The sequence below is a fragment of the Actinomycetes bacterium genome (genome assembly GCA_036000965.1).
In the GTDB taxonomy this organism is placed as follows: domain Bacteria; phylum Actinomycetota; class CALGFH01; order CALGFH01; family CALGFH01; genus DASYUT01.
On record DASYUT010000208.1, the window covers coordinates 24,788 to 50,577 of the forward strand.

Below are 25,790 nucleotides of genomic sequence, written 5' to 3' on the forward strand. Positions count from 1 at the left end.
GTCACGCAGACTGTGCTACACATTTCTACGTAGCACAGAGCTGAGGAATTTCGTCAAAGCGCTTGAACGCGCTCACACACAGTGGCGGAGTTCCACGATCCGTGGCTTACTTGTTCCCAGAGTTCGGGAGGGGAAGCGAGGGAGCACCACCCTCGAATTTCCGTCCGGGCCACCCGAGATCGGGAGGCGACGTGGGCAGACGACAGCTCTCCGCGCAGGCGGGCCGGCGCGACAAGCTGGTCCCCGCGTTGCGCAGCGTCAACAGCATGCTCGGTGGGGACGCCGTCCTGCGCGCCGCGGACATCGACGTCGGCCACGCGCGGGAGCGCCGCAGGCAGCGGCGCCTCGTCCGGGTCGCGGTCGTCCTCTGGCTGGCCTGCGCCTTCGCCTGGTACCGGGTGCTGACCCACCAGTCCCTCAACCCGCTGTCCGGCCTCGACCTCGGCCCTGACGTCGCCCTCTGGCTGCCACTGGTGCTGCTGGTGCTGCTGGTCGGGCTCGTGATGCTGCTGCCCATGGCGGGCCAGAGCCGCTCGCCGCACCTTCTCTACCGGCCCGAGCAGATCCAGGTCAGCCTGGACGACGTCAAGGGGCTCGATCCTCTCCGGGACGAGATCGTCAAGACGCTCAACCTGTTCCTCGGTTATGCGACGTTCCGCGACCGGCTCGGCGGCAACCCGCGCCGCGGGATCCTGTTCGAGGGCCGGCCGGGCACCGGCAAGACGCATATGGCCAAGGCAATGGCCAGGCACGCCGGCGTGCCCTTCCTGTTCGTCTCGGCCACCAGTTTCCAGTCGATGTGGTACGGCATGACCGCGCGCAAGATCCGCTCCTATTTCAAGGCGCTGCGCAAGATCGCCCGCGAGGAAGGCGGCGCGATCGGGTTCATCGAGGAGATCGATGCCATCGGCGGGACCAGGGGCAGCGTGGAAGGCATGGGCGTCTCTCCGGCCACCGCCTGGCCGGTCCTGGGCCGCCGGGTCGAGCCGTCCATCGCCTCGGGCACCGGCGGGGTCGTGAACGAGCTGCTGATCCAGCTCCAGAGCTTCGACACCCCGCCGCTCGGCGAGCGGGCGTGGGGCAAGGTCATCGACTGGGTCAACGGCTACCTGCCACTGGACCACCAGCTCCGCAAGCGCTCCCTCAAGTACAACAACATCCTCGTGATCGCGGCCACCAACCGGGCCGACGCGCTCGACCCGGCGCTGCTGCGTCCGGGCCGGTTCGACCGCAAGCTCTATTTCGACCTGCCCAACAAGGACGGCCGCCGGGAGCTGGTCGACTACTTCCTCGACAAGAAGGCCCACCACGGGGAACTGGACGACCCCGCCCGGCGCGAGGAGCTGGCCCACCTCACCTTCGGCTACACCCCGGTGATGATCGAGCACCTGCTCGACGAGGCCCTGGTGTGGGCGCTGCGGTCGGGCCGCGACGCGATGCGCTGGGTCGACGTGAACCAGGCCAAGCTCTCCGAGGAGATCGGGCTCAAGCAGCCGGTCACCTACACCCCGCTCGAGAAGGAGATGGTGGCCACCCACGAGGCCGGCCACGCGGTCGCCGCCTACCTGTCGGGCGTCGGCCGCAAGCTCGAGGTCCTCTCCATCATCAAGCGCAAGGACGCCCTCGGCCTGCTCGCCCACAACGACACCGAGGAGCGCTGGACCCGCACCAAGACCGAGCTGCAGGCGTTCCTGCGGATCTCGTGCGCCGGCATGGCCGCCGAGGAGCTGTGGTTCGGGGAGTCCACCACCGGCCCGGGCGGCGACCTCGTCGGCGCCACCAGCATTGCCGCCCAGATGGTGGGCGCCCTGGGCATGACCGACTCGCTCGTCTCCTACGTGGCGATGGAAGAGGGCCTCAACGACCGCAACATGGTCGCCCGGGTGCTGTCCGACTCCGATGGCAAGGACAAGGTCGACCGGCTCCTCCACGAGGCCAAGGCGTCGGTCAAGGACCAGCTCGACCGGAACCGCACCCTCGTCGAGGCGCTCAGGGACGCCCTGATCGACCGGGAGGAGCTCATCGGCGACGAGATCGTCGAGGTGCTCCGCCAGGCCGAGGCCGAGTTGGCCACCCCGCTGCCGGCCCGCCGCTCCCCGGAGCTGCTCGCCAACCGGCCCGAGCCCTTGGCGCCTGAGCCGCGCGGGCCCGAGCGCCTGGCGCTCGGGCCCGTGGCACCTGAGCCCCTGGCGCCCGAGGAGCCTGCCGCCCCGGCTGCGTCGGCCCCGCCGGCTGCGTCGGCCCCGCCAGCCCCCGAGACCCGGGGCGCGACGGGCAGGTGGCTCGAGCCTCCCTACCCCGGGGGCCACGGCAGCACCTCCTGACCCTTGCCTGATCCTGCCTGATCCTGCGCGGTTGGTAGACGGCGGCCTGGCGGCGGTAGCGGGCCGACGTAGGTGGCCCGGGGCCGGATCGGAGTGCCCCGCTCGTACTCCTCGAGTGCGTGGGCCAGCCAGCCGGCCGTCCGCGCGACGGCGAACACCGCCTCGCCGGCGCCCCGGGTCATCCCGGTCACGTGGGCGAGCGCGGCCAGCGCGAAGTCGGCGTTCGGCGGCGGCAGCCGGCGGCGCCCCACCGCGGCGAGGACGGCCTCCACCACAGCGAGCCGGCCGGCCTCGCCCGCTTCGGGCGGCGTGGCGTGGCCCGCTTCGGGCGGCGCGGCGTGGCCCGCTTCGGGCGGCGCGGCCTCGCGCGCTTCCGGCAAGCCGGATGCGGGGGCCAGCGCACGGATCCGCTCGAACAGCAGGGCCGCGCGCGGGTCTCCGTGGGGGTACAAGGGGTGCCCGAGCCCGGGCACCCCTTCGCCCCGCCGCAGCCGGTCGCCGACCACCCGGGCCGCCTCGGCCGGCCCCTCGATCCCGGCCAGCATCGCCTCGACCGCGAGCGACGCGCCGCCGTGCTGGGCGCCGCTCACGACCCCCAGGCCCGCGAGCACGACCGCGTACGGGTCGGCCCGTACCGACGCGGCCACCCTGGCCGCGAGCGTCGAGGCAGCGAGCTCGTGGTCGGCCAGGAGCACGAGCGCGGCATCGAGCACCTCCACCATGCCGGGGACCGGGTCCGACGGGCAGAGCCGCCGCCACAGCCGCGCCGCGACGCGCCCCTCCAGGCCCGGCTCGCGCGCGCCGACGGCCGCACCAGCCAGGGGAAGGGCGTGGACCAGCCCGGCCAGCAGCGCCTGGCCGGTCGTGACCACGGCGGCCGGGTGCAGCTCGAAGCGCAGCTCGTCGGTGGCGGCCAGCGCGGCCGCGACGACCCGGAGGCGGTCGAGGGGCAGGGTGCCCGAGGGGAGTCCCGCCTGGCACGCAGCTGCCACGGCCACCGCGCCGGGATCGGCCCGCCAGCCCGAGGCCGCAGCCCCCTCGAACCGGCTGGTCCACAACCAGGAGGCGACCTCCTCGAAGCTGTGCGAGCGGGCGAGGGCCAAGGCGTCGAGGCCCCGGTACCACAGCGTCCCGTGCTGGATCGCGGTGAGCGCCGACTCGACCACCACGGCGGGCGCCCCGTGAGGCTCGCGCCGTCGGCCCCGGCGGGCGAGCTGATCGACCTCGTCGGGGTCGAACGAGCTGGTCCGCCCGCCCGCCTCCCGCCTGCTGCGCAGCAGCCCGCGGCTGACGTAGGCGTAGAGCGTCTCGGGCTTGACTCCGAGCCGCGCCGCGGCCTCGGCGCTGGTCAGCCGGCGGGTCGCGGCCTCGGCGCTGGTCAGCCGGCGAGTCGCGGGCACCGCCTCGCTCATTGGGCCTCCCGCAATGACATTGATTACATGATCAATATTGACGAACCCTACCTGCGCTGGCAGCATCCACACAAGCTCGACCGAACCGCTGGAGCTGGACCATGCCGCGTATCCACTTCCTCGACGTCACCAACCGCGACGGCGTCCAGACGGCGCGCGTCAACCTGTCGAAGTTCGGCAAGACGATGGTGAACTTCTACCTCGGCAAGCTCGGCGTGACCCAGTCCGAGCTGGGCTTCCCGGCCCTGTTCCACGAGGTGCCCTACATCAGGGCGAACCTCGCCCTGGCGGAGGCGGGCGCGTTCGGCGGCCTGCGCCTGTCCGGGTGGGCCAGGGCCGTGCCCGAGGACGTCGATGCGGCCGCTCCGCTCGGCCTCAGGCACATGAACCTGTCGATCTCCACCTCGGACCAGATGATCGCCAACAAGTTCAAGGGCCGCCTGGACCGGGCCGCGGTCATCCGCGAGATGGTCAAGGCCACAGCGGCGGCCAAGGCGGCCGGGGTCGAGACTCTGGGCGTGAACGCCGAAGACGGCTCCCGAACCGACGACGGCTACCTGGCCGAGTTCGCCCACGCGGCCAGGGACGCCGGGGCCGACCGCATCCGCTACTGCGACACGATCGGGGGCGAGACCCCCGCCCACATCCGCGAGCGCTTCGCCCGCCTGGCCGCCGACGTCGGCATCCCGGTCGAGACGCACTGCCACAACGACCTCGGCATGGCCGTGGCCAACTCGGTCTCCGGCGCGCTCGGCGACCTCGACGCCGGCCAGGACGCCTGGGTCAACACCTGCGTCAACGGCATCGGCGAGCGGGCCGGCAACGCCGACCTCCTCTCCTGCATCCTCGCCTTCCGGCACGGCTTCGGCCTGGCCTCGCGGGCTTCGGGCGAGGGGGCCTCGCGCGCCTCGGGCGAGGGGGCCGATCAGGCGGAGCTAGGCGACGGCCTCGACCTCGGCTGGGCGCGGCGGTTCGGCCTGTGGGCCAGCTACGCGTTCGGCCAGCCGCTGCCGATCGGGCAGCCGGGCGTGGGCCGCAACGCGTTCGCCCACGAGTCGGGGATCCACGCCGACGGCGCGCTCAAGGACCGCCACAACTACGAGCTGTACGACGACGAGACGCTCGGGCCGTTCCCCCACGACCACGCCCAGCGCGAGGGCCGGGTCGTGCTGACCGGCGAGTACGGCGGCCGGGCCGGGTTCCGGCACGTGATGGAAGCCCTCGGCGTCGAGGTGGCCGGCGACCACGAGGAGCTGGTGTTCAAGCTCGTGCAGCTCACCAACGCGGCCACCGGCCGCCCCCTCACCGACGACGAGCTGCGCCTGCTCGCCGCCCATCCCGGGGAGCTGGCCCTGCTCTACCCCGGGTATCTGTCCTGACGTCATGAACCAACCGATGGCCACATGACGGGGATAAACGCTGGGGCGGAACGTGCCGACGACGCCGGCGGGCTCGGCGAGGTGTTCACCCACGGACCGATGGTCCGGAGCAGCGGCGGGCCCGAATAGGCAACACGAGCATCGGAGCAACGAGATGAACCAGAAGAACCTCGACATCTACGGTGCCGAGCCGATTCCTTGGTCGCGCGCGCTCGACCAGCTGGAGGCTGGCTCCGCGAAGACGTACTGGCTGGCCACGGTGGGCCCCGACGGGCGGCCGCACGTCGCAGGGGTGGGCGCGTTGTGGATCGACGGGAAGTTCTACTTCACGAGTGGCCATGGGACGCGCAAGAGCCGGAACCTGGCCGAGAACCCGAACTGCGTCGTCTCGGTGGCGCTCCCGAACCTCGACCTCGTCATCGAGGGCACGGCGGCCAAGGTGACCGACGAAGCCACGCTCCAGCACATCGCGGAGCGCTACGCGGCCCAGGGGTGGCCGGCGCGCGTGAGCGACGGCGCCATCACCGCCGAGTACAGCGCGCCGAGCGCCGGACCGCCGCCCTGGAACCTCTACGTCGTCACGCCCGTAGCGGCGGTCGGCGTTGCCACCGCCGGGCCGTACGGCGCCATGCGCTGGCAGTTCGAGAGCTGAACCGCTCGCGGGAGCGAAGGAGAACATCGATGGCGAACCACAGACGTGGCGAAAGTGGAGGCGGTGAAAGGGGGACGCGGGAGCCGGCGAGTAGCTCGCTGCTCGAACGGGGTAGGCTGCGGGTGAGCAGCGGCGCTGACCTCGTTCTCCCAGCAGGTCAACGCCCTCACCGAGCTGGGCGGGCTGTTCCAGCGCGCCGCCATCGTGCTGGGCTGGGGGTGGGTGGCGCTGCTCGCGGTCCGGCTGCTGGCAACCTTCGCCCACCAAGCAGCGTCCGTCTCCGCTTCCACATAGCGCGAACCTCAGGGGCACCCGAGCCGGTGACGCCGCTCGAGGTGGGGGTCTGGGCGCCCTACCTGTACTCCCGCCGCCGGTACTCCGCTCACGCCATCGCGTCCCACACGATCGCCGACACCCCACTGATCGTGAAGATCTTCCGTCTCGGCTGAGCTGAGAGGCGACCCCTTCGACTGCGAAGTCGGTAACGATAGTCACCGTTGGGTGCTGGCATGATCACGGAACCGAGACGGCCGGTCCGGCGGGAGGGCAGGTGGGGTCGGTGAGGCGGGGTGCTGGTCTTGGTGGGCTGCTGCGGGCTCATGACGGCGGTGCGCAGCGGGTCACCTCCATGGAGCTGTTCTTCGACCTGGTGTACGTGCTGGCGGTGACGCAGCTGTCGCACCTGCTGCTCGAACATCTCAGCGTGCGTGGCGCCGCGCAGACGGCGCTGCTGTTGCTGGCGGTATGGGTGGCGTGGATCTACAACGCCTGGTTCACCAACTGGTTCGACCCTGACCGGCGGATGGTGCGGCTGGTGCTGGTCGGGGTGATGCTGGCCAGCCTGCTCATGTCGGCGACCCTGGCGGAGGCGTTCGGCGAGCGCGGCCTGCTGTTCGCCGGAGCGTACGCGGCGATGCAGGTCGGCCGGACGCTGTTCGTGGTCGCGGCGCTGCGCGAGGAACCGGGGTTGCGCCGCAACTTCCAGCGGATCCTCGTCTGGCTGGTGGCCGCCGCGGTGCTGTGGCTGGCCGGTGGTCTTGGACACGGGACAGCGCGGGAGGCGCTGTGGCTGGCGGCCGTGGTGGTGGACCTCACCGGGCCGGTGTGCGGGTTCTTCACCCCGGGCCTGGGGCGTTCGCAGACGACGGACTGGACGATCGCCGGCTGGCACATGGCAGAGCGCTGTCAGCTGTTCATCATCATCGCGCTGGGCGAGTCGCTGCTGGTCACCGGCGCCACGTTCGGGGAGCTGCCGTTCTCTGCGGCGACCGTCGCCGCGTTCGTGGTGGCCTTCCTCGGCAGCGTGGCGCTGTGGTGGGTCTACTTCGACCGCAGTGCCGAGGCCGCCAGCCAGGTGATCGCGGGGTCGTCCGACCCGGGGCGGCTGGGCCGGTCGGCCTACACCTACTGCCATGTGCTGATGGCGGCCGGCATCATCGTCACCGCCGTCGGCGACGAGCTGACGATCACCCACCCGAGTGGGCACGCGAGCGTGGCGACCATCGCGACCGTCCTGGCCGGCCCGGCGTTGTTCCTGGCCGGGCATGTCCTGTTCAAGCGGGCGGTGTTCGGCGTGCTGTCGGTCCCCCGCCTGCTCGCGATCCTCGCGTTGGCGATCCTGGCACCGCTGGGGCTGGTCGTGTCGCCGCTGGTCCTTGCCACCGCGGCAACCCTGGTCGTGGCCGCCGTGGCCGCGTCGGACTCCCGCACGCGGCCGGCGGACCAGCCCGCGTCGGCGACCATCTGACCACCCCGCGCCGGCGACCACCTGACACAAGCTGGCGGCGGCTGAGCGACTGGCAGCGCGCCAGCGTGTGGCAGTGGCCGCAGCGCCTGCTGCTCGAGGAGTCCAGTTGTCATCAGCGACCTGCTCGACCGCGGCCGGAGTCCGCTGACACCTGCAATCGCTGTGGGCGGCTCAGCCGCCTCATCGCGGTCTTGTTGTGTTCTGGCGCTGGGTGCTCAACCGAAGTTGACGGTCATTATCGGGACATTGGACCACGCCGGCGGCAAGCTCCGGGAACAGCTCCCGGGCCTTGGCGCACTCCAGTCCCTCAGCCACCGCTCACCCCGAGCGCCTCGCGGCGGAGCTTGGCAATCCCCCTCACCGATGCGGAATCCCGCGCGCGATCGCCGCCGTAGTACCAATGGAGCAAACGTCTTCGGTGATCCGGGGTCAAGACATGGAGATCAGACCGGTAAGGCGCGGCGAGGCGGCCGGCCTGCGGGAGCTGCGGCTTCGTGCGCTTGGTGATGCGCCGTACGCATATTTCGCGTCGCTGGAGAACGAGGAGAGCCTGCCGCTGTCGTACTGGGAGGACTGGGCGACGAGCGAGGACAAGGTCGTGCTCGTGGCCGTGGAGGACGGTGACTGGCTCGGCATGGCGGGCGCGTTCGTGCATCCGGACAAGAGCGACACAGTGAGTCTTTGGTGGCTGTGGGTCGCCCCAAACGCGCGCGGGCGGGGGCTCGCGCGACGGCTGGTGGTAGCGCGGGCTGACTGGGCGCGGGAACGGGGTGCCGTCCGGCTCGAGCTTGCGGTCGCCGAGAACAACAGGGCAGCCAAGGCGCTCTACCGGAGCCTCGGGTTCGTCCCGACGGGGGAACGCCGGTCAATGGCCTCCGACCCGACGCGTGTCGGGATATTCATGGCCCGGCCGCTCTGAGACTCCACCGGCCAGCGGTACGGGTCATGGTCACGGTCCGGTCCTGTGTGGCCGGTGCCGTCACCGCCCGTCAGCGACCACGGGCAGGTGTTCGGCAGCTCCGGAATCCCGCTCCTGCGCTTCGAAATGGCGTTGGCACAAACGCTGCCGCCGTGCGTCCCACACCATGTACGTTCCGAGGATGAGCTGGACGACGCTGCGCACGAGGCCCTCCCATCTATCACGGAGCCAGATGTAGGCCAACGACGTTTGCGCAACGCCATGACGCACGGTTCGCGACAGGCGATCAGGGCGGTCGTCTCGGCGTTGCGCAAACGTCGTTGGCGGCGCGAGGCAGGGACCGTGTGGTCCGTCCCGCGGCACAAGCAGGCACGGCCCGCGGTTCGGCATCGAGCGGGTGTGCGACGCCGACGAGTACAACACGAAGCGCCGCAGCGTCTCGCGCGCCGCAACGCGCATGGTGATCGGTGCCAGCCGCCACGCCGGACACGGGCGGTTGGAGGCGACGCCGAACGGGATGTGGTTGGCATCCCGTGCGGAAAGCGTCTCCCACCGCGAGGGGTCGAAGCGGTCAGGGTCGTCGAAGCCCACGCGCTGGAACGCAGGGTAGTTGAAGCACAGCACCGAACCCGCCGGGAGGGTGACGCCATCGCTCGCGGCGATCTCCCCGGTCGTGATGCGGTGGGCGACCCCGAAGAGCGGGTAGAGGCGGAACGTCTCCTCGATGACCTGGTCAAGGTAGCGGTCGTCGCGCAAGGCCCGGGCCTGTGTCTCGGGGTGCTGTGCCAGGACCATGAGCAGGTGGGCCATGGCCTCGGACGTCTGCACGATCGCGGTGTTGAAGAATGTGCCCTGCAGGTAGAGGGCGCGCTCCCGGGTCGACAGGCCCGAGGGAAGCTCGTGGGGCAGGCCGCCGGCTTCGAGCCGGTCGATGAGAAACCGGGTCAGACGGTCCCGCCGGTCCATGTGCCGCAGCCCGCAGCTATTGAGCGCAGTCACGACGTCGTCGGCGTTGCCGACGATGAGCGCGCGTGCCTGGGGCGGGCATCGCTCCCCGAAGACGACCTCGTAGTAGAACTCGGCCCATACTGGCATCATGAGGTCGCGGAGCCGTACGAGCCGGGCACCGCGGATCCTGCCGAGCGCCTGAGCCGAGCATCGCGCCGCCAACGTCTCGGCTTCGGTGCGAGGCACGGCGAGGATGCGCCGGGTGGTGCGGGCGATCTCCTCGTAGCGGTCCCCCGGCTCGAGATGCTCCTGATGGATCTCGGCACCCGGTGACAGCCAGTACCAGAACAGGTCCGACAGGCCGGCGCCCCGGCTGCGCCCGTTCGCCGCCGGGTGGGAGTAGACCTCCTTGAAGTGGTCGGCGTCGACGAGGTCGCCGGGGATGGGAATCCCCTCGTCGCCGTTGCTGTGGGCGAAGACGCGCATGCGCAGCGCGACGATCCCCTTCGGCAGCCACAATGGGAGGCTCGCCATCAAGAGCATGCACGTGATCAGAACGAGCACCGCTGGCACGGCTTCCTCCAGATGAGATCGGGGCTCACGTCGCGCGGCGAGCGGCAGCCGCACAGGGCCAGAGCAAGGTCGAACTCGGTACGGAGCATGTCCAGCACCCGCGCGATGCCGTCTTCGCCGTCCACCGCGAGCCCCCAGAGGATGGGACGCCCGATCGCGACGGCGTCCGCGCCGAGCGCCAAGGCCTTGAGGACATCGGTGCCGCGTCGGACCCCGCCGTCGAGCAGCAGCGGAACGGCCCCTACGACGGCGTCGGCGACCTGTGGCAGCAGCTCGATCGTGGCCGGCACGGTGTCGAGCTGGCGTCCGCCGTGGTTCGAGACGGCGAGCGCGTCGATGCCGCGGTCAACCGCGAGCCGCGCGTCCTGCGGGTGGACGACGCCCTTGAGCACGATCGGCAGCGCGGTGACCGACCGCAGCCAGTCGATGTGGTCCCACGACAGATCGGACCGGAAGGCGATGGACCGTCCGTCCATGTGGGCGCAGGCCATCCCGGGTGGCAGATCGAGGAAGCCGTTGCGCAGGTCCCGCTCGCGGCGGCCGAACACCGGCGAGTCCACGGACACCACCAACGCCGCGCAGCCCACCGCCTCGGCACGCCGGACGAGACGCTCGGTGAAGCCGAGGTCGGGCTGGACGTAGAGCTGGAACCACAGGTCGGCGCCGGTCTCGACGAGCTCCTCGATCGCGACCGTCGACGCCATGCTGACGACCATGATCACGCCGGCCTTCGCCGCGGCCCGCGCGGTTGCCAGCTCACCGCCGGGATGGGCGAGCCGGTGGAACGCGGTCGGCGCGACGATGACGGGCAGGGCTGCGCGGCGGCCCAGCAGGGTGACACCCAGTTCCCGTGTCCGGCTGCCGCGCAGCACGCGTGGCACCAGGCCGATCTGGGCGAATGCAGCCTCGTTCGCCCGCACCGTGACCTCGTCCCCAGCGCCGCCCGCGAAAAAGTCGTAGACGGCGGGGTCGAGGCGGCGGCGCGCCTCCTCCTCGATCTCCCGCAACGAAAGGGATTCCATGGCACTCAGGCAGGGACCCGGCCCATCTCGCGGGCGAGGAAGGCTTGCAGCGGTTCCCGGTGCACGGTCTCGTCGGTCCACTCGTTCTCGAGGTTCTCCGTCACGTGGTGCTCCGCGACGAATTCCCCGAGCCGGTAAGCCCGGACGATCGGGTGCAGGTAGCGGCCCTTCGCCGCGAGCTCCGCATCGGACTGGGCGATGCGGCCCACCGAGATGTCGAACGGGTCGAACCGGTCGTGATCGGGGCCGTATTCCAGCGTGACCGTGACGTAGTTGCCGGTGTAGTTGGCCAGCACGTAGTCAACGGGCAGCTCCTCGTAGTGGCGTGCGGTCCTGTCCGGGTCGAGCGTGACCAGGTCGCAGAGGAAGCCGAACTGCTGCCACAGGGCCGAGGTCCGGTTGACCCGGGTGATCACGGCGTCCGCCAGCGCCCGTGGCTCGGCGGGGAGGCACCGATGGGGCCACTCCACCCCGTCGTACTTGCATTCCAGCATGCGGTGCAGAGCCCGGATCCCGTAACGGAAGCCGTGGATGAACCCGCCTGTCGACCGCTTGAAGTCGCGGACCTGCATGAGCGTCCCGGCGAAGTAGAGCCCTGGGACGTTGACCGACTCCCACTCGGGCGTCTGCGCGGGAAAGCGGTCATCGATGACCAGCTCGGGACGGCAGGCCGGATCGAAGATCGAAGGATCGAACCGGAAGCCTGTGCACACGATCACCCGGTCGTAGGGGATGTCCTTGGTGACCTCGTTCGCCCGCGCGAAGCTCACGGTGACCAGATAGGAGCCGTCCCGGCGTTCGATGCGCTGGATCGTCCCGTCGAGGAGCGCGTTCTGCGACTTGAGCTGATAGGTATCGAGCAGGTTGTTGTTGACCGCGCGCAGATGCCCCACGTAGTGGGTCCGCCACGCCATCCGGATGGACTCCGGGCCCGCGACGTGGATCACTGCCGCCGTCTCGATCAGGTTGTCCGCGGTCTCGAACCCGGAATTGCCCTTGCCGATGACCAGCACCCGCTGGTCCACGAAGTCACCGGGATCCACCGAGACGGTGCCGTACTGCTCCGCGGTCTCGATACCGGGGATCGGTGGAACGTACGGCGCCGAGAATCCGGTCGCCACGACCAACCGCCTCGCTGCATAGGCCCGTCCGTTCTCGTCGGTCACGCGGAAGGCCCCGTCCTCGCGGTTGACGCGGACGACCCGGGTGCCGTAGCGGACGCGCAGGCGGAAAGCGCCGGCGAAATCGGCCAGATACCGCACCATGTCGTCGGCGTCGGGGAGGTAGCGGCCGGTGTAGCGGGTGAAGAGCAGGTGCGGGTCGTCAGACAGCAGCGAATTCCAGTCCATGCGCAGGTTGAGCCCGGGGTCGTCCCAGCCGGTGTGCGGCTTGTTGATCGAGATCAGACGCCGGTGCCGCGGGAACCTGCTGAAGAACGTTCCTGGCGCCCGCCCGGCCTCAAGGATCAGGTAGTCGCGTCCTGCTCGCTCCAGGAAGTACCCGAGCTGCAGCCCCGCTGGACCCGCGCCGATCACCAGATAGTCCATGGGTCTTCCTCCAGACATGGTACGAGCGGTGTCCCGCGACGCACGAGCGGCCAGCTCAATCGCGGTGATCTCCTCCAGCCGCCGACGGCGGGTCTCGACCCCGTAGCGGGCGACTGCCGAGGCGGCGAGCGCGGTCGGGATGGCACCGAGCACCGCGGCTCCGGTCAGGCTGGGTGGGGCCAGCCCGATCACGACGACGCTCACGCCCAGCAGCCCGCCCGCGCGAGCGCAGGCTCCCGCCAGGCCGGTCCCCCGGGCTCGGACGCGTGTCGGGTACACCTCCGAGCTGTACGGCGTCAGCACGGCGAGGATGGAGTTTGTGCCCACCAGCAGGAGCACGATGAGCGCCTGGAGCACGTATGGGTGGTCTCCCACCCGCCGCCCCAGCGCAACGAAGGCGAGGAGCGTGGCCGAGGTGAGCAGGGCGACGCCGATCATCGTCCGCCTGCTGCTCCAGAAGCCATACAGCAACGCCACCGCGAACACGGCGGGGAACCCGATGATGGCGGCGCCGGCGAGCAGGCGCTCGGACGCGCCGGTCTCCAGTCCCAGCTGGCGCAGGTTGGTGGGCAGCCACAGCAGGAACCTGCTGTTCACCAGGCCCCAGGCGAGGCCGAAGAGCGCGACCGCGGTCGTCAGACCGCCGAACGGCCTTCGGAGAAGCTGCGCGTACCGGCCCGGCTCCTCCTCGGAGCGAGGCGCCGGATCCTCACGCACGAGGCGGGCGCCGAAGCGCGCCATCACCGCCTCCGCCTCGGCGGTGCGGCCGGAGGCGAGCAGGAACCGGGGCGACTCGGGAATCCAACGGTTGAGCAGGATGAGGAGCACGCCCGTCGGCAGCCCGATCAGCCAGAGGACACGCCAGCCGAACCGCGGCTCCAGCGTGGAGGCAAGGAGGCTCGTGACGACGTACGCCCCCGCCACGTCGCCACCGATCAGCACCATCAGCCAGCTGCGGTGCCGGGCGGGGATGATCTCGGCCAGCAGGGCGAACGCGATGGGCAGCATCCCGCCGACCGCCGCGCCCATGAGGAAGCACATGAACAGGTTCCAGCCGAACGCGGGCATCGCGCCGCAGATGGACGTGGCGATGAACATGACGCCGGCGAGCAGGATCGACGCCCGCCTGCCGATGCGGTCACCCAGCCAGCCCCATCCGGCGGAGCCGAGCACCATTCCGACGAGCGCGCACAGCGGCAACAAGGCCACGGGCACCTGACCCTGCGGGTTCAGCGGCGACTTCAGGCCGTACTCCTGGGCCATGCCGGGCACCACGAACGCCAGCGTGGTCGGCTTCATGACGTCGATGGTCACGGCGACGGCCATGACGGCGAGGAGCGCCAGGTGGGCGCGCCGGATCGGGGCATCGTCCAACGCGGCCACCCGCACCCCGGCGACCCGATCCGGACAGGCCCGGCGCCCCGCGCCACCAGTCCATACCCCGACAACGCGATGCCCACGACGATGAGGCCCATGCCCGCCTTCATCGAGGGATCCATCGGCATCCCGGCCAGCTGATAGCCCATGCCACGTGCACCGACGTACATGGGGAGATGCAGGACCACACCCGCGCTCACCGCGGCGATTCCGAACCAGAACGCTCGGCGATGAGCGAAAGCGATCATCGGGCGGGCCCCCTGAGGTCGCGGACAGCCTCACAGGGTTATACGGGAATGACCGGGCAGGGGATTCGCGAAGGATCACACGGTTGCTGGGACGCGGCTGGCCCGCAAGAACTGCTCAGACGGCTGCCGCAAGCGCCCGGCCGCCAGGCCGCCCGGGACGGCCGAGGGGCCGCCAGACGGCGGCCCCTCCGTGCCCTCGTGCCTTGCCTGCTTCAGGCGTCCCGGTCACGCATGGGCCGGCTACGGAGTGTTCGGGTTGAGCCAGAGAGCGGTCAGGTCGGGCTGGGCGTACCAGGGCGTGAAGGCCCAGTTCTTGGTCCTCTCCGACCAGAAGGCCGGGCTCTTGTCGTAGATGTAGGGCACCCAGACTGCGTCCTGCATGATCCGCTTGTCGATGGCCGTCCAGAGCGCGCCTCGCTTGGCCTTGTCGGGCTCGGCCAGGGCCTGGTCGATCATCGAGTTGACCTCGGGGTTGTCGTACTCCGGGTAGTTCTGGTTGCCCGACGGCAGGATCGAGCGGCCGTCGAAGTTGGGCACGATGAACGACCGGGTCCCGTCACCTGCGAAGTCCGGACACCAGCCGGCGTTGCCGATCTGGTGCTCGAGCCGCTTGGCCGGGATCTGGAGCTGGTCGGTGTAGTGCGCCGAGTTGGTGAGCTGGCGCACCGTCAGCTTGATCCCGACCCGGGCCAGCGCCGCCTGCACCACGGTGTCGACCTGCTTGCTCGCGCCGGTGTTCACGCCCACGTAGCCGAGGGTGAGCCCGTTGGGGTAGCCGGCCTCGGCCAGCAGCTGCTTGGCCTTGGCCGGGTCGCCCTGGTTGTTCGGGGTCGGGTAGAGGTCGTACTTCTGGTAGCCGAGCAGGGTCGGGGTCAGGATCGTGGAGGCCGGGTCACCGGCGAACGTGCCGCCCCTGGCCCGCTGGGTGGCGACCTTGTCGACGGCGTACTCGATGGCCTGGCGCACCTTCAGGTTCGAGATCGCCCCCGCCTTCGGGCTGGCCCCGAGCGACAGGTAGCGGATGCAGCCGCTGATCGGGTCGGCGAACTGCTGCTTGAGCTTCGGGTCGGTGGCCAGCCGCTGCAGCTGGGAGTTGGGCGGCTGGGTGTCGAGGGAGAGGTCGGCGTCGCCGCGCTCGATGAGCTGCTGGATCGCGTCGCTCTCGAGGCCCTCGCGGACGGTGATCGATTCGACCCACGCCTTGCGCAGCGGGTCGGTGGCCGGGTCCCAGTTGGTGTTGCGCACCAGCTCGATCGACTTGTTGGGCACGTACTCCTTGAGGGTGTACGGGCCGGAGCCGACCATGTGCTTGGAGTAGTCGCTGCCCACCTTGTACTTGGACGCGTACTCCTTGGGCACCGGCGCGAAGAACGGCTGGAACAGCACGGACAGGAAGTCCGGGGCCGGCTTGTCCAGGGTGATCGTGAGGGTGTCGCCGCTGGCCACGATGCCCGAGATCGTCTTGGCCTTGCCGTCGCCGAAGTCCTTGGCTCCCTTGATCAGGTTGCCGTAGCTCTGGCCGCCGGACGGGGTTGCCTTGTCGTACAGGCGCTCGACCGCGGTGACGAAGTCCTCGGCGGTGACCTCCCGGTTGACCGGCGGGGCATACTTCACGCCCTTGCGGATCTTGAACGTGAACACCTTGTTGTCCGGCGACACTTCGGCCGGGCCGTCGGACAGGTCGGGCACCGGGGTGAACTCGTCGGGGGTGCCCTTCTTGGTGATGTCGAACGAGTAGAGCCCACGCGCGTAGGTCCGCTGCAGGGCCGCGGTGACCGTGTAGTAGCCGTTGGCCGTGTCGAGGTAGTCGACGTCGGCGGCGTTCACGATCCGCAGGGTGCCGCCCCGCACGGGCTTGCCGTCGGAGCCGCCGCCGCTGCTGCCACCCCCTCCTCCTCCGTCGCCACCGCAGGCGCCCGCCAGCAGCGCGACTGTGGCCAGTAGCACGGTGGCCTGCGCGGCTCTGCTCCGTCGTATCCGTGTCACGTTCCCACCACCTCCTGGCGCGCCGCCACGCCGCGGCGCCCGAGAACACGGCCATCTCAGCCGCGCCGCATGAGAGGCCCCTGAGAATTCCATTCGGATCCCGTGAGAGCCGACCGCTCGGGTGTGGGAGCCGGCCGCTTGGGGTGTGGGAGCCGCCTGCTCGGGGTGTGGGAGCCGGCGCCCGGGGCGTGCGGGACGTGTAGGAGTGACGGACACTGGGCGTGACCTCGACCAGACCCGTGCCGCATCGGAGGGCCCGTTGGAGCTGGGTGACGCCGTCCGCCGGCGCCGGATGGTGCGCCGCTTCGAGCAGCGGCCGCTGCCGCCCGAGGTGCTCGACCGCGTGCTGGAGAGCGCGCTGCACGCGCCCTCGGCCGGGTTCTCCCAGGGGACCGAGCTGGTGGTGCTGGACGAGCCGGGCGCGGTCGAGCGCTTCTGGAGCACGACCGCCGACCCGAGGTTCGACCGGCGGGTGGACCGGTCCGCCGGCCCGCCGGTGCTCGTGCTGGTCCTGTCCGGCAAGCGGGCCTACCTGGACCGCTACGCCGAGCCGGACAAGGCCGGTCTCGGCATGGACGTCGAGGCTGGCTGGCCGGTGCCCTACTGGGACCTGGACGCGGCCATGGCGGCCATGCTGCTGCTGCTGGCGGCGGTCGACGCCGGCATCGGCGGCTGGCTGTTCGGCGTGTTCCACGGCGAGGAGCGGCTGCTCCGCGACCTCGGCGTGCCCGTGGAGCGCCGGCTGATCGGCGTGGTCGGGCTCGGCCACCCGGCCACCGACGACCGCCCCAGCGGCTCACCCCGGCGCCGCTCGCGCCGCCCGCTCGGCGAGGTCGTCCACCGCGGCGGCTGGTAGCCCCTGGTGTCCGCGGGGTTCCGGGACGGCGAGCGCGTCGACCTCCGCCGACGGCTACGAGACCCTCCCGGGGGTATACCTGGTCGGAGGCGCCCCGCGCTCCCGGGCGGACCGGTCGCCGGCACGACGAAGGAGGAGTCCGTGGACCTACGCAGGCTGCTCGAGACGTGGCCCGTGGTTCGCCAGCTCCGCGGACAGGACCGTCTCGGCCTGGGCGAGTCGGCCCGGTCGGCCCGCTCGGCCGCCCTCGCCCCCCGCACCAGCCAGGCCGACAAGGTGGTCGGGTCGATCTGCCCCTACTGCGCGGTCGGCTGCGCCCAGAAGGTCTACGTCAAGGACGGCGCGGTCACCCAGATCGAGGGCGACGACGCGAGCCCCATCTCGCGCGGCCGGCTCTGCCCCAAGGGAGCGGCGACCAAGCAGCTGGTCACCTCGCCCTCGCGGGTCACCAAGGTCCGCTACCGGCGACCCTACGGGACCGAGTGGGAGGACCTCGACCTCGACCAGGCGATGGAGATGATCGCTGACCGGTTCATCGCCACCCGCGAGGCCACCTGGCAGGAGCGCCAGGGCAAGCTGGTCACCAAGCGCACCCTGGGGCTGTCGAGCCTCGGCGGGGCGACCATCGACAACGAGGAGAACTACCTGCTCAAGAAGCTGTTCACCGCGCTCGGAGCGATCCAGATCGAGAACCAGGCGCGCATGTGACACTCCGCCACCGTCCCGGGTCTCGGGACCTCGTTCGGCCGCGGCGGCGCCACCACCTTCCAGCAGGACCTCCAGAACGCCGACTGCATCGTGATCCAGGGCTCCAACATGGCCGAGGCGCACCCGGTCGGCTTCCAGTGGGTCATGGAGGCCAAGGCCCGGGGCGCCAGGATCATCCACGTCGACCCGCGGTTCACCCGCACCAGCGCGCTCGCCCACACCTACGTCCCGATCCGGGCCGGCACCGACATCGCGTTCCTGGGCGGGATCGTGCACCAGATCCTGGAGGGCGGTCGCGAGTTCCGTGACTACGTCGTCCACTACACCAACGCGCCGGTGATCATCCGCGAGGAGTTCGCCGACACCGAGGACCTCGACGGGCTGTTCAGCGGCTACGACCCGGAGACGGGCGAGTACGACCCGTCCAGCTGGATGTACGAGGGGATGCAGGTGGGCATCGGTGCCGGCTCGCGTGCGGGCAGGATGGCCCTGCCCGAGTCGTACGGGTCGGGTGGGGCCAAGCTCTTCTCCGGACGCCCGCCCGCGACCGACCCGACCCTCGAGCACCCCCGCTGCGTGTTCCAGATCCTCAAGCGCCACTACCGCCGCTACACCCCCGAGATGGTCGAGCGGGTGTGCGGCGTGCCCAGAGCGTCGCTCCTCGAGGTGGCCGAGGCGCTGTGCGCGAACTCCGGCCGCGAGCGGACCAGCGCCTTCGTCTACGCCGTGGGCTGGACCCAGCACACCGTCGGGGTGCAGTACATCCGCACCGCCTCCATCATCCAGCTGCTGCTCGGCAACGTCGGCCGGCCCGGCGGCGGTGTCATGGCCATGCGCGGGCACGCCACCATCCAGGGCTCGACCGACATTCCCACCCTGTACAACCTGCTGCCCGGGTACCTGCCCATGCCCCACGCCGAGGTGCACGAGAACATGGCCGACTGGCTCGAGGAGCACAGGCTGCCGGCCGGCTTCTGGGGGCGCCTCGACGCCTACATGGTGAGCCTGCTCAAGGCCTGGTGGGGGGAAGCGGCCACCCCCGACGACGACTTCTGCTTCCACTACCTGCCCAGGCTGACCGGGGACCACTCGTGGTTCACCATCGTGTTCAGGATGCTCGGCGGCGAGGTCGAGGGGCTCCTCCTGCCCGGCCAGAACCCGGCCGTCGGCTCGGTCAACGGCGGCCTGAACCGCAAGGCCATGGCCAACCTGAAGTGGCTGGTCGTCCGGGACTTCGTCGAGACCGAGTCGGCGTCGTTCTGGAAGGACGCTCCGGAGATCGAGACCGGGGAGCTGGCGACCGAGGAGATCGGCACCGAGGTCTTCTTCCTCCCGGCCGCCACCCACACCGAGAAGAACGGGTCGTACACCAACACCCAGCGCCTGCTGCAGTGGCACCACCAAGCGGTCGACCCGCCCGGCGACGCCCGCTCGGAGCTGTGGTTCTGCTACCACCTGGGCCGCATCATCCGGGAGCGGCTGGCCGGCTCGACCGACCCCAAGGACCGGCCCATCCTCGACCTCACCTGGGACTACCCGCTGGAAGGGACGCTGGCCGAGCCGAGCGCCGACGCGGTCCTGGCCGAGATCGGCGGGTTCGACGCCGACGGCAAGCCGGCCTCCGGCTACCTCGACCTGAAGGCGGACGGGTCCACCTCGTGCGGCTGCTGGATCTACTCGGGCTGCCACGCCGACGGGATCAACCAGGCGGCCAGGCGCAGACCCCACACTGAGCAGACCTGGGTCGCGCCCGAGTGGGGCTGGGCCTGGCCCTACAACCGCCGCATCCTCTACAACCGGGCCAGCGCCGACCCGCAAGGCAGGCCCTGGTCGGAGCGGAAGCGCTACGTCTGGTGGGACGAGGAGCAGGGCCGCTGGACCGGCTTTGACAACCCCGACTTCGTGGCCACCATGCCCCCCGGCTACCAACCGCCCGAGGACGCCCAGGCCGAGAAGGCCCTGACCGGGGACAGCCCGTTCGTCATGCAGGCCGACGGCAAGGGCTGGCTCTACTGCCCCAACGGGCTGGTCGACGGCCCGCTGCCCACCCACTACGAGCCGCACGAGTCGCCCTACGCCAACCTGCTCTACGGCCAGCAGGCCAACCCGACCCGGCAGCGGTACGACCGGCCGGGCAACCGCTACCACCCGTCTCACGGCGAGCCGGGGACCGGCGCCTACCCGTTCGTGGTCACCAGCTTCCGGCTCACCGAGCACCACACCGCCGGCGGCATGAGCCGGACCCTGCCCTACCTGGCCGAGCTCCAGCCCGAGCTGTTCTGCGAGGTCAGCCCGGAGCTGGCCGCCGAGCGAGGCCTGCGCCACGGCGGCTGGGCCACCATCGTGAGCGCCCGCGGCGCGATCGAGGCCAAGGTGCTGGTGACCAAGCGGATGCAGCCGCTGCGAGGCGAAGGCCGGGTCGTCCACCAGGTCGGCCTGCCCTGGCACTTCGGCCCCAAGGGGCTGGCCGTGGGGGACTCGCCCAACGACCTGTTCTCGGTCGTGCTCGACAGCAACGTCCAGATCCAGGAGAGCAAGGTGTCCACCTGCGACATCCGGCCCGGGCGCCGGCCCCGGGGCCCGGACCTGCCCAGGATGGTCGAGGAGTACCGGCGGCTGGCGGCCCGGGGCGACGGGGGAGGCACGGGATGAGCGCGCGCCCGGCCACCTTCGGGGGTGGCTACGACGGCGAGGCCCGGCCCCGCATGGGCTTCTTCACCGACACCTCGATCTGCATCGGCTGCAAGGCGTGCGAGGTCGCCTGCAAGGAGTGGAACCTGCTCCCCCAGGACGGGCCGCTCAGCTTCACCGGCAACTCCCTCGACAACACCATGGCGCTCGGGGCGAGCACCTGGCGCCACGTGGCCTTCATCGAGCAGGCCAGGCCGGTGCCCGTGCCCGACCTCGACCTGGCCGCCCTGGCCGAGCGCGCCGCCGGGGACCAGGCCGCGGGTGCCACCAGCGGGATGCCCGAGGTCGGCGGCGGCTCGATGGTCGAGGCGGTCGGCCCGGCCCGCGACGGGATCCGCTGGCTGATGAGCTCGGACGTGTGCAAGCACTGCTCGTCAGCGGCCTGCCTGGAGGTCTGCCCGACCGGGGCCCTGTTCCGCACCGAGTTCGGCACGGTCGTGGTCCAGCCGGACATCTGCAACGGCTGCGGGTACTGCGTGCCCGCCTGCCCGTTCGGGGTCATCGACCGGCGCGAGGACGACGGCCGGGCGTGGAAGTGCACGCTCTGCTACGACCGGCTCCGCGACGACCTGGAGCCGGCCTGCGCGCACGCCTGCCCGACCAAGTCGATCCAGTTCGGGCAGGTCGACGAGCTCCACGCCCGGGCCGACGAGCGCCTGGACGAGCTGCACCGGGCCGGGGTGGACAGCGCCCAGCTCTACCTGCGCGATGAGGCTGACGGGGTCGGCGGCGGCGGCGCCTTCTTCCTGCTGCTCGACGAGCCCGAGGTGTACGGCTTCCCGCCCGACCCGGTGTCCACCACCCGCGACCTGCCGGCCTTCTGGAAGGCGGCCGGCCTGGCCGCCGGGGCCCTGGTCGCCGGCCTGGCCGCCGCCTTCGCCGGGGGCCGGCGGTGACGGCCGCGCCGCCCACGCCCCGCCGCGACCCGGACCGGCCCGGGGTGTCGATGGTGCCAAGGGCCGAGTTCCGCAGCTACTACGGCCGCCCGGTGCTCAAGCAGCCGGTGTGGAGCGACGAGGTCGCGCTGTACTACTTCACCGGCGGGCTGGCCGGTGCCTCGGCCAGCCTCGCCCTGGCCGCCCGGCTGGCCGGCAACCAGCGGCTGGCCTCCGACGCCCTGGCCGTGTCGGCCACCGGCGTGCTGGCCAGCCTGCCCCTGCTCGTCCTCGACCTGGGGCGGCCGGCCCGCTTCCACCACATGCTGCGGGTGCTGCGGCCGACCTCCCCGATGAGCGTCGGCACCTGGATCCTGACCACGCTGGGCCCGTCGGTGGTGGGCGCGGCAGTGGCCGACAGGCTCGGCATCTTCCCCCGGCTCGGCCGGGCCGCCGAGGTGGTGGCCGGGTCGCTCGGCCCGGCCCTGGCCACCTACACCGCGGTGCTGGTGGCCGACACCGCCGTGCCCGCCTGGCACGAGGCAGGGCGGCACCTGCCGTTCGTGTTCGCGGGCAGCGCGGCCGCGGCGGCCGGCGGGGCCGCCGCCATCCTCACCCCGACCGCCGAGGCGGGCCCGGCCCGCCGCCTGGCCGTGGGCGGCGCGCTGCTGGAGCTGGCCGCCGCCGAGGTCATGGAGCGCCGGCTGGGCGAGCTGGCCGAGCCCTACCACAAGCCCCCGGCCCGGCGCTTCGCCACCCTGGCCCGGGCCGCCAGCGGGGCCGGTGCGCTCGTGCTCGGCCTGGCCGGCCGCAGGCGCCCCGCGGCCGTGCTCGGCGGGGCGCTGCTGCTGCTCGGCTCGGCCTGCCAGCGCCTGGCCGTGCACAAGGCCGGCTTCGAGTCCGCCCGCGACCCCAGCTACGTCGTCGGGCCCCAGCGGGCCCGCCTGGACGCCAGGGCGGGAGTCCCCTCCCGGCGCTGACTTGCGCTCGACAGCACCGGGCCGCTTGCGCCCTGCCGGAGACGACCTGGCGTGGGCCGGTCACCTGCTGCTTGCCTGCTGATCGGCGCCGTGGTCACAGGGTCGGCTTGAATTCCATCGCCTACACGGCCGAGAGCAGCAGGAGCAGGTTGATACCGGACAGGGTCGCCGCCCGCCGCTGCAGCCTGGGCCATCGCGGGTCGTCGAGCGGAGCGTCGGCGGCGAGCCGGCGCAGCTCGGTGTTGGTCGCGCGGATCAGCGTCGCCCCGAGGGCCAGGGACAGGGCAACCGCTGCGATGCCCCACGCGACCCAGAGGGTGCCGTAGCCGACGTTGATCTGCTCGACCCGCACCAGGCCGGTGATCTCTGAACAGGTTCTCGATCGTGTACACGCCTGCCTCCCCTTGGCCAGGGGCGCCGGACATGCGACCGCGCCAGGGCGTCGGTCACCCAGGAAACTTCAAGAACGGAACCATTCCGGATGGAACGGTTCAAGTCAAGAGTGATTCTGAGGCGCTACCGTTGCGGTCATGACCAGGCGTACGAGCTCCACTCCGCCAGCCGCCGCCCGGCGGCGCGTCCCCGGCGTCGCCTTCCTGCTCTCCCAGCTCGGGTACCACTCGGCTCGCCTGTGGAAGGGCCGGCTGGCTCCCCTTGGCCTCGATCCTCGCCACGTCATGCTGCTCCGCCATATCGCCGACGACGAGGGCCGCTCCCAGCAGGCGTTCGGCGAGGCGCTGCGGATCCCGCCGAGCCGCATGGTCGCGCTCGTCGACGGCCTCGAAGAGCGCGGCCTGCTCAGGCGAAGGCCCAACCCCAACGATCGTCGCGTGCGAACCCTGCACCTCACCCGCGACGGCCGGCGGCTGCTCGGCAAGATCATGGAGGTGTCCCTCGAGCACGAGCAGCAGCTGTGCACCGGCCTGCAGCCCGCCGAGCGCGAGCAGCTCATCACGCTGCTCAGCCGGCTCGCCACCGAGCAGGGGCTTGCCGCAGGAGTCCACCCCGGAGCTGCCGACCCCGACCCCAACCAGCGCTGAGCAGCTCGTGTGCGCCGACCGACGAGCTGGCGAGAGGGACGGCCGCCGGCCGAGCCGCCGTCGATCCCGCTTCCACGGGCCCGCCCGTCCTGACGTCGAGGCTGCGATGCACCCGACGCCAGGGTCCTTTCATCCGGGCCGCCTGACCAGGCCGCTGGCCGGCTCGTGGGGATGGTCGACCAGCTGACGCAGGCGCGCCTCCCGCTGCCGGTCCTGCTCGGCTTGGTAGTCCACCCAGAGCAGCGGGACCAGCGCGATCCACAGCAGCGCGACCGCGGCCAGGACGTCGAGCGTCCGCATCGCCCCTCCCCTCCTGGATGACTGGACCGGGCCTCTCGGGCTCGCAGGGAGGATCAGGCCGGCCCCGGCGGGCGGCTATGACGGGCTACGCATCGGCGGTATGCGCGGCATGCATCGGCGCGGGCGGGTCGGCGCTACTGGCCGACCAGCTCCAGATACAGCGCCTCGAAGTCGCGCACGGCCGGCACGCTCTGGTGTGGCTGAAGTTGGTGACGAAGCAACCGAACCCGCTCGTTGCCCCGCGCGGTGTTCATGCTCGCCGCGGCGAGCAGCGCCCGGACAGCCTGCCGGGCGGCCTCCTCCAGCTCGCCGGCTTGGACATAGCCTTGGGCGAGCCAGCTCACGTACAGGGCGACCTCGCGGGCGCGGCGCTCGTCGTAGCGGCCGAGGACGCTTCGGAGGAGCGGCTCGGCGCGGTGTGGCTGGCCAAGCTCGGTGTAGCAGCGTCCCGCCATCACGTCGATCTCGTCACGGTCCAGCCAGTACGCCCAGCTGGGCTCAGCTTCGGGGCGGCGGTCTTCAAAGGCGTGGTCTGCCTCGCCGAGTGCTCGCTCGGCCTGGCGGAGCTCGCCGGCGCGCGCGTGCGCCCAGGCGACCCGCTCGGCCAGCAGTGTCCGGGCAGTCGCTGGCCCGCGTCGAGCGGTGCCCGTGGCGGCGGTGTGGGCCAGCAGCACGGCCTCGTACGGGTTGTCCGCGTTGGCGTACAGGTAGCTCAGCAGCGAGACGAGGTTGGCCGCGAGCGTCGGGTCACCAGCCGCGTGCGCGGCGTGGATGCCGGTCGCGTAGTGCCTGATGGCCGCGGCGTGCTGACCTGCGTCCACCGCGATCCACCCGGCGACCTGGGACAGTTCCCCGACCGCTTTGAGGAGCCGCTTGCCCAGCGTCTCGGTGTAGGCGGCGCCCTTGAGCAGGCGGGCGGTCACCTCCAGCTCGCGGCGGACGAGCTGGTATGAGTCCCCGCCGCCGATGAAGTCGTCCAAGCGGCGCAGGTACTCCACGCGCCGCTCGATCCTGCCGAGTAGCTCCTCGCCGATGCGCCGGCCCGCGCGCACCTCAATCACCTGTGGGGGATGAGCCACTCGTGCGCCAGGCGAGCGGCCAGGGCCGGCGTCACGTCCGCCGCGGCGCTGTCCAGCTCCTCCAGGAGCCGCCTGGTTGACGCTGGCGTCCACTCCCCACCGGGCAGCAGCGCCCCGGGCTCGGGCGGCGGGGCGTTCGCGGACCCGTGCATGGTGGGCTGCTCACCGGGTAGGTCGAACCACAGATACTCGGGTGGGATGGCCAGCATACGGGCCCAGTGGATGAGCCGGTCGAGGTCGCGGACCGGGGGGCCGTTCTCGATGCGGCTGAGCTGGGTTTGGGTAATCCCGAGCCAGCCGGCGACCTGTTCTTGGGCAAGCGGCCGGGGGCCATGGAACCAGTGATGCCGCCAGGCACGGACAACGCGACCGAGGTGGCGGCTGGCGAGGGCGTCACGCATCTGATCGGTGAGCCAGTACTCGGCCGAGATCTCCGGGGGCTGGAGCATGGCCTCCTGCGCCTGTCTACGACAGGATGCGCACAAGGCATCAGGGTTGTCGCGGGCGAGCCGTGTCCCGCAGCGGCAGTAGCGGGCTGCTGCCGCCCGCCGCCGGGGCGGGCTATTACCCTCCGGCATGTCGGAGGGTTCCGACCATACCCCCGGCCGTACCATGGGCGTGGGCCTTCGCATCCAACGTACCATCCGCCTCATCTGCGCCTGTAGCCATTGTAGGCTGCGGCCAGCCAGGCCCCAAGCATCGCCGGCGTCCCGGAAGTTGGCGGGCCACACGAGACGAGCAACGGCACCAAGCAATGCAAGTCCCACCCCCTCCACCATGGGGAAGCTGATCCTGAGCAGGGTAAATGGGTGGCAAGGCGGAACCGTACATTCTCCGAACACGCCTGGGCCAGAGGGTTATCCACAGATGCCAGATCAGTCTCGGCGCGTGTCTGGTAGGTAGGTCATACTCTAGCGAGCGTCGGCGGCGGACCCCTATCTCGGTGGAGGCTCCACTGGAAGCCCGGATGCCGGCCTTCCCCACTGACTCGTGTTTCGGGGTTATGCGGCGGGGTTGTGCTGGCTGAGCAGCACGTCTGGGAATAGGTCGAGGCTGTGCTGGTCAGGGTGACCATGGCGATATTCGGCGGCCAGGAGGGCACGCCTGAGCGAGGCGAGCATGTCTGC

The 25,790-nt window shown here is 71.2% G+C and carries 20 protein-coding genes and 1 pseudogene; 11 read left to right on the forward strand and 10 right to left on the reverse strand.

The annotated features are described in order from the left end of the window. The first annotated feature begins 191 nt into the window (after nt 1-191). Nucleotides 192-2,324 carry an AAA family ATPase gene (locus tag VG276_19420; protein HEV8651503.1) on the forward strand — a complete coding sequence of 711 codons (2,133 nt, stop codon included), beginning with the start codon at nt 192-194 and terminating at the stop codon, nt 2,322-2,324. Here VG276_19420 and VG276_19425 read toward each other — a convergent pair. Next, entirely contained in the window at nt 2,294-3,736 is a 1,443-nt protein-coding gene (locus VG276_19425; GenBank protein ID HEV8651504.1) for a citrate synthase, read from the reverse strand. The two genes, VG276_19420 and VG276_19425, sit on opposite strands and share 31 nt — an antisense overlap. A gap of 101 nt (nt 3,737-3,837) precedes the next feature. Here VG276_19425 and VG276_19430 point away from each other — a divergent pair, with 101 nt between their 5' ends. The 5 genes from VG276_19430 (at nt 3,838) to VG276_19450 (ending at nt 8,433) form a co-directional block, all read left to right on the forward strand. Then, entirely contained in the window at nt 3,838-5,115 is a 1,278-nt protein-coding gene (locus VG276_19430) for a hypothetical protein (GenBank protein HEV8651505.1), read from the forward strand. 154 nt (nt 5,116-5,269) lie between these two features. Further along, nucleotides 5,270-5,767: a pyridoxamine 5'-phosphate oxidase family protein gene (locus VG276_19435; protein ID HEV8651506.1), complete on the forward strand. Its 498-nt coding sequence runs from the start codon at nt 5,270-5,272 to the stop codon at nt 5,765-5,767. Between the two features lie 320 nt (nt 5,768-6,087). After that, a complete protein-coding gene (locus tag VG276_19440; GenBank protein HEV8651507.1) occupies nt 6,088-6,216 on the forward strand; it encodes a hypothetical protein in 129 nt (42 codons plus the stop codon). 179 nt (nt 6,217-6,395) lie between these two features. Continuing rightward, the gene (locus VG276_19445; GenBank protein ID HEV8651508.1) at nt 6,396-7,514 is read left to right on the forward strand and encodes a low temperature requirement protein A; all 1,119 of its coding nucleotides are present in this window, start codon (nt 6,396-6,398) and stop codon (nt 7,512-7,514) included. Between the two features lie 436 nt (nt 7,515-7,950). Continuing rightward, nucleotides 7,951-8,433: a GNAT family N-acetyltransferase gene (locus VG276_19450; protein HEV8651509.1), complete on the forward strand. Its 483-nt coding sequence runs from the start codon at nt 7,951-7,953 to the stop codon at nt 8,431-8,433. Between the two features lie 60 nt (nt 8,434-8,493). On the opposite strand, the gene VG276_19455 is transcribed toward VG276_19450, so the two are convergent. The 5 genes and pseudogenes from VG276_19455 to VG276_19475 form a co-directional block, all read right to left on the reverse strand. Continuing rightward, nucleotides 8,494-9,915: a cytochrome P450 gene (locus tag VG276_19455; protein ID HEV8651510.1), complete on the reverse strand. Its 1,422-nt coding sequence runs from the start codon at nt 9,913-9,915 to the stop codon at nt 8,494-8,496. A 17-nt stretch (nt 9,916-9,932) separates the two neighbouring features. After that, nucleotides 9,933-10,976, reverse strand: a complete 1,044-nt coding sequence (locus VG276_19460; GenBank protein ID HEV8651511.1) for an alpha-hydroxy acid oxidase — start codon at nt 10,974-10,976, stop codon at nt 9,933-9,935. Nucleotides 10,977-10,981: 5 nt separating this feature from the next. Beyond that, nucleotides 10,982-12,523, reverse strand: coding sequence for an NAD(P)-binding domain-containing protein (locus VG276_19465; GenBank protein ID HEV8651512.1), 1,542 nt, complete (start codon nt 12,521-12,523; stop codon nt 10,982-10,984). A 75-nt stretch (nt 12,524-12,598) separates the two neighbouring features. Continuing rightward, nucleotides 12,599-13,849 (reverse strand): annotated as a pseudogene (locus tag VG276_19470) (MFS transporter). A 539-nt stretch (nt 13,850-14,388) separates the two neighbouring features. Next, nucleotides 14,389-16,134, reverse strand: coding sequence for an ABC transporter substrate-binding protein (locus tag VG276_19475; GenBank protein ID HEV8651513.1), 1,746 nt, complete (start codon nt 16,132-16,134; stop codon nt 14,389-14,391). 205 nt (nt 16,135-16,339) lie between these two features. Here VG276_19475 and VG276_19480 point away from each other — a divergent pair, with 205 nt between their 5' ends. From VG276_19480 to nrfD, 4 genes are all read left to right on the forward strand, one after another. Continuing rightward, nucleotides 16,340-16,990, forward strand: a complete 651-nt coding sequence (locus tag VG276_19480) for a nitroreductase family protein (GenBank protein HEV8651514.1) — start codon at nt 16,340-16,342, stop codon at nt 16,988-16,990. Nucleotides 16,991-17,131: 141 nt separating this feature from the next. After that, complete coding sequence (gene fdh, locus VG276_19485; GenBank protein HEV8651515.1) at nt 17,132-20,350, forward strand: formate dehydrogenase; 3,219 nt, start codon at nt 17,132-17,134, stop codon at nt 20,348-20,350. Next, a complete protein-coding gene (locus tag VG276_19490) occupies nt 20,347-21,285 on the forward strand; it encodes a 4Fe-4S dicluster domain-containing protein (protein ID HEV8651516.1) in 939 nt (312 codons plus the stop codon). Before fdh ends, VG276_19490 begins: the two co-directional genes overlap by 4 nt. Further along, nucleotides 21,282-22,244 carry an NrfD/PsrC family molybdoenzyme membrane anchor subunit gene (nrfD, locus tag VG276_19495; protein ID HEV8651517.1) on the forward strand — a complete coding sequence of 321 codons (963 nt, stop codon included), beginning with the start codon at nt 21,282-21,284 and terminating at the stop codon, nt 22,242-22,244. Before VG276_19490 ends, nrfD begins: the two co-directional genes overlap by 4 nt. A 121-nt stretch (nt 22,245-22,365) precedes the next feature. Here the strand turns inward: nrfD and VG276_19500 are convergent, their stop codons facing one another. Next, nucleotides 22,366-22,596 (reverse strand): hypothetical protein, encoded by a 231-nt coding sequence (locus VG276_19500; GenBank protein ID HEV8651518.1) that lies wholly within the window; start codon nt 22,594-22,596, stop codon nt 22,366-22,368. 178 nt (nt 22,597-22,774) lie between these two features. On the opposite strand from VG276_19500, the gene VG276_19505 reads away from it, so the two are divergent. Beyond that, nucleotides 22,775-23,284, forward strand: coding sequence for a MarR family winged helix-turn-helix transcriptional regulator (locus VG276_19505; protein HEV8651519.1), 510 nt, complete (start codon nt 22,775-22,777; stop codon nt 23,282-23,284). 129 nt (nt 23,285-23,413) lie between these two features. On the opposite strand, the gene VG276_19510 is transcribed toward VG276_19505, so the two are convergent. The 3 genes from VG276_19510 to VG276_19520 all read right to left on the reverse strand — a co-directional run bounded on the left by VG276_19510 (nt 23,414) and on the right by VG276_19520 (nt 25,112). Continuing rightward, the gene (locus VG276_19510; GenBank protein ID HEV8651520.1) at nt 23,414-23,584 is read right to left on the reverse strand and encodes a hypothetical protein; all 171 of its coding nucleotides are present in this window, start codon (nt 23,582-23,584) and stop codon (nt 23,414-23,416) included. Between the two features lie 134 nt (nt 23,585-23,718). After that, nucleotides 23,719-24,636 carry a transcriptional regulator gene (locus VG276_19515; protein HEV8651521.1) on the reverse strand — a complete coding sequence of 306 codons (918 nt, stop codon included), beginning with the start codon at nt 24,634-24,636 and terminating at the stop codon, nt 23,719-23,721. A gap of 5 nt (nt 24,637-24,641) precedes the next feature. Then, nucleotides 24,642-25,112: a helix-turn-helix transcriptional regulator gene (locus tag VG276_19520; GenBank protein HEV8651522.1), complete on the reverse strand. Its 471-nt coding sequence runs from the start codon at nt 25,110-25,112 to the stop codon at nt 24,642-24,644. Nucleotides 25,113-25,790 lie beyond the last annotated feature (678 nt).